Source organism: Brachybacterium sp. (genome assembly GCF_052095815.1).
Taxonomy (GTDB): Bacteria; Actinomycetota; Actinomycetes; order Actinomycetales; family Dermabacteraceae; genus Brachybacterium.
In genome coordinates this window covers 1-3,119 of record NZ_JBQDLF010000097.1, presented here as the reverse complement: position 1 = coordinate 3,119, position 3,119 = coordinate 1, and the positions used below count along the sequence as shown (strand labels likewise).

The following is a 3,119-nucleotide window of genomic DNA, read 5'->3' as shown; positions in this document are numbered from 1 at the left end:
CCGCGGAGTTCATCGGTGAGAAGCAGCCCGCGGACCCCCTGACGTAGGCGTCGCGGTCCGGTGCCGGGTGAGGGTTCCTACCGCAAGCAGCAGTCCGCCGCAGGCGGTGATGACGATCCAGCCGGGAAGACTTGCCGTGGCGAACCGGTCGGGTGGCACACCGGCGACGAGGGTTCCGGCGAGGGCGATACCGACCGCGGTTCCCAGTTGCCGGGCGGTAGAGGCGGTGCCTCCGGCAACTCCGGCGCGTTCGGCCGGTAGGCCGCTGACGGCGGTGTTCGTGATCGGCGCGTTGGCGAACCCGACCCCGGCACCGATCAGCAGATACGCCACGAGCAGCACGGGCACGCTCATCCCGCCGGTGAGAGTGAGGAGGCAGAGCCCGCCGGCCAGGACGAGCGTGCCGGCGACCAGCAGCGGGAGGTGAGGGCCGGTCCGGCCGGTCAGGAATCCGGACACGGGTGCGAAGACCGTCGCTCCGAAGGCCATCGGCAGGGTCGCGGCTCCTGCGTCGAGGGGTGTCCATCCCTGCGCGTCTTGAAGGAACAGGGTGGTCAACAGCAAGGTCATGCTGAACGCGACGAACACCGCGACCGCCCCGAGGATCGCCCCGGTAAAACGCGGGACCCGGAACAGGCCGGGGTCGATGAGCGGCTCACGCCGCCGCGACTCCACCCAGACGAACACCCCGACCAGCACCACCAGCGCCCCGAGGCAGGCCAGCACGACCGGGGAGGCCCACCTGAGCCTGGGCGCTTCGATCAGCAGCGCCACGGCGATCCCCAACACGGCGATGAGGAGGAGTTGCCCTGGCAGATCGATACGGCGGACGCGCCGTCCCCGCGATTCCGGCACCAGGGCGGTGACGAGGAGGAGCGCGAGGAAGACGACGGGGATGTTGATCCAGAACACGGCCCGCCAGTCGAACGCGGCGATCAGTGCGCCCCCGACCACCGGGCCGGCAGCCATGCTCAGCCCGAACATCGCTCCCCACACGCCGATCGCCTGGGCTCGCTCTTTCGGGTCGGGCATCGCGTTGACCACGATCGCGAGTGCCACCGGGGAGAGCATCGACGCCCCGATCCCCTGGAGCGCCCGGGCCGCGATCAGGACCGGGAGGTCCCCGGCCGTCGCGCACAGCAGTGACGCTACCCCGAAGAGCACGAGCCCGGTCTGGAAGACGCTGCGCCGCCCGAACCGGTCGGCCAGCGCACCGGAGGTGATCAGCAGGCTCGCGAACACGACTGTGTACGCATCGACCACCCACGACAAGCTGCCCGGCTCCGCCCCCAGGCCTGCTCCGATGTGCGAGAGCCCGACCGTCACGATCGTGGTGTCCAGTCCCACCAGGAATAATGCCGAAGCGCAGATCGCCAACACGGTCCACCGGCGCCGCACGCTCAAGCCGGGAGCCTCGTCCACGATTGTCTCAGCCACAGCAGCACCACGCCCTTCACCCCTGGTCACGCATCCTTCTTCGGCGATCCTCCAGCGGCGAGAGCAACACTCCCTAGCAGGTTTGCGGAATCTGCAAAACTAGAGGGATGGGAACGACCCCGGATTCGGATGTCACCGAGACCCTCGACGCGATCGGACCGCGCCTGCGCGCGCTCCGGCAGGCCCGCGAACTGACACTCACCGAGGTGGCGGACACGACGGGACTGTCCATCAGCATCCTCTCGCGCGTGGAGACAGGTCACCGTCAACCCACGCTCGACGTACTCATCCCCCTCGCCCGCACGTACCAAGTGGCACTGGATCGACTCGTCGCTGCCCCGGCAACAGGCGACCCCCGTGTGCATCTGGAGCCCTACCGTCACGCCCGCGGTGGAGTCGTTGAATCGGCCCAGGTTCTCTGCCGCTACTTTGCGGGTTCGGGCTCTCGGGCGAGGGCCTCGTAGTGGAGCGTCTCGGACTCTACCGGGGTCAGCATCCCCAGGGAGCCGTGGAGGCGGCGGTTGTTGTACCAGTCGACCCAGCCGGCAGTCGCGAACTCGACGTCCGAGAGCGTCCGGAACGGGCCGTGGTGGAAGACGGTGGTGCGGATGCACTCGGTCTTGAACAGCCCATTGACCGTCTCCATGAGCGCGTTATCGAACGCATCGCCGACGGTCCCGATCGAGGGAGCGATGCCCTCGAGGTCGAGGTGCTCGGTGTACCGGATCGACGTGTACTGCGATCCGGCATCGCTGTGCGCCACCAAAGAGCCTGGTGAGACCTGGTTTCCTTCGCGTTCCCGCTGCCACAGCGCGATCCGCAGTGGCGTCATGACGAGATCGGTGCGCATGCTCGAGGACGCGTGCCAGCCCACGATCCGCTGAGCGAACACGTCGACGACGAAAGCGACGTACACGAACCCGGCCCAGGTGCGAACGTAAGTGAAATCGGTGACCCAGACCAGGTTCGGAGCCGGGGCCGTGAAGTCGCGATTGAGCAGGTCACCCGCCCGTTTCCCGTTAGGGTTCGGGATGGTGGTGCGCAGCTTCTTCGCCCGCCGAATACCTTCGAGGCCGAGGGTGCGCATCGCCCGGTCCACCGCCCCACGGGAGGTGCCGGCCAGGCCTTCCTGACGGCGGAGCAGCGCGACCCACTTCCGCCGCCCGTAGAGCCCTTCAGGGGTCATCTGCCACCGCTGGGTGGTGGCGTTGAACGTCCAGGCCAGCTCACGGATCTTGTCCTCGACCAGAGCGTCTGTGGCGGTGCGGGCCGCGATGCGGGGCGGTCTCTTCCAGCCCCGGTAGGTTCGTGCAGCGATCGCAAGGCCCTGCTGGCGCAGGACGCGGAGGATCGACTCGACTGCATACCCTTCGGCTCTCATCTCGTCGATGAACGCGCAGATCAGCGGTTTCGGGGGTCGAGCTCCCCCGCGAAGAAAATCGAAGCCCGACGAAGAATCTCGTTGTCCTCCCGCAGCCGCTTGTTCTCCGTCTTCAAGCGTTTGACCTCGGCTGATTCCTCGCTGGTCACGCCGGGCCGGGTACCGTCGTCGACGTCTGCCTGGGCCAACCAGCGCCGCACGGACTCCCGTGAGACGCCTTCCTGACGGGCGACCGCAGTGACGGCGGCGGTCAGGGTGGGGTACTCCTGCTGGTGCTCGCGCACGAGCCGCACGCACCTCG

3 protein-coding genes are annotated in these 3,119 nt (G+C 68.1%); 1 reads left to right on the top strand and 2 read right to left on the bottom strand.

Annotation, left to right across the window (positions count from 1 at the left end; translation table 11 throughout):
* Positions 1 to 9: 9 nt before the first annotated feature.
* The gene (locus tag ACTH43_RS18465; RefSeq protein WP_441446343.1) at positions 10 to 1,437 is read right to left on the bottom strand and encodes an MFS transporter; all 1,428 of its coding nucleotides are present in this window, start codon (positions 1,435 to 1,437) and stop codon (positions 10 to 12) included.
* A 107-nt stretch (positions 1,438 to 1,544) separates the two neighbouring features.
* Here ACTH43_RS18465 and ACTH43_RS18460 point away from each other — a divergent pair, with 107 nt between their 5' ends.
* Positions 1,545 to 1,901 carry a helix-turn-helix domain-containing protein gene (locus ACTH43_RS18460; protein ID WP_441446342.1) on the top strand — a complete coding sequence of 119 codons (357 nt, stop codon included), beginning with the start codon at positions 1,545 to 1,547 and terminating at the stop codon, positions 1,899 to 1,901.
* On the opposite strand, the gene ACTH43_RS18455 is transcribed toward ACTH43_RS18460, so the two are convergent.
* A protein-coding gene (locus ACTH43_RS18455; RefSeq protein WP_441446341.1) for an IS3 family transposase occupies positions 1,862 to 3,119 on the bottom strand; the annotation gives its coding sequence in 2 pieces (ribosomal slippage) (positions 1,862 to 2,877 and positions 2,877 to 3,119; 1,259 coding nt annotated over the 2 pieces). This gene is flagged as partial in the annotation. The genes ACTH43_RS18460 and ACTH43_RS18455 overlap by 40 nt on opposite strands.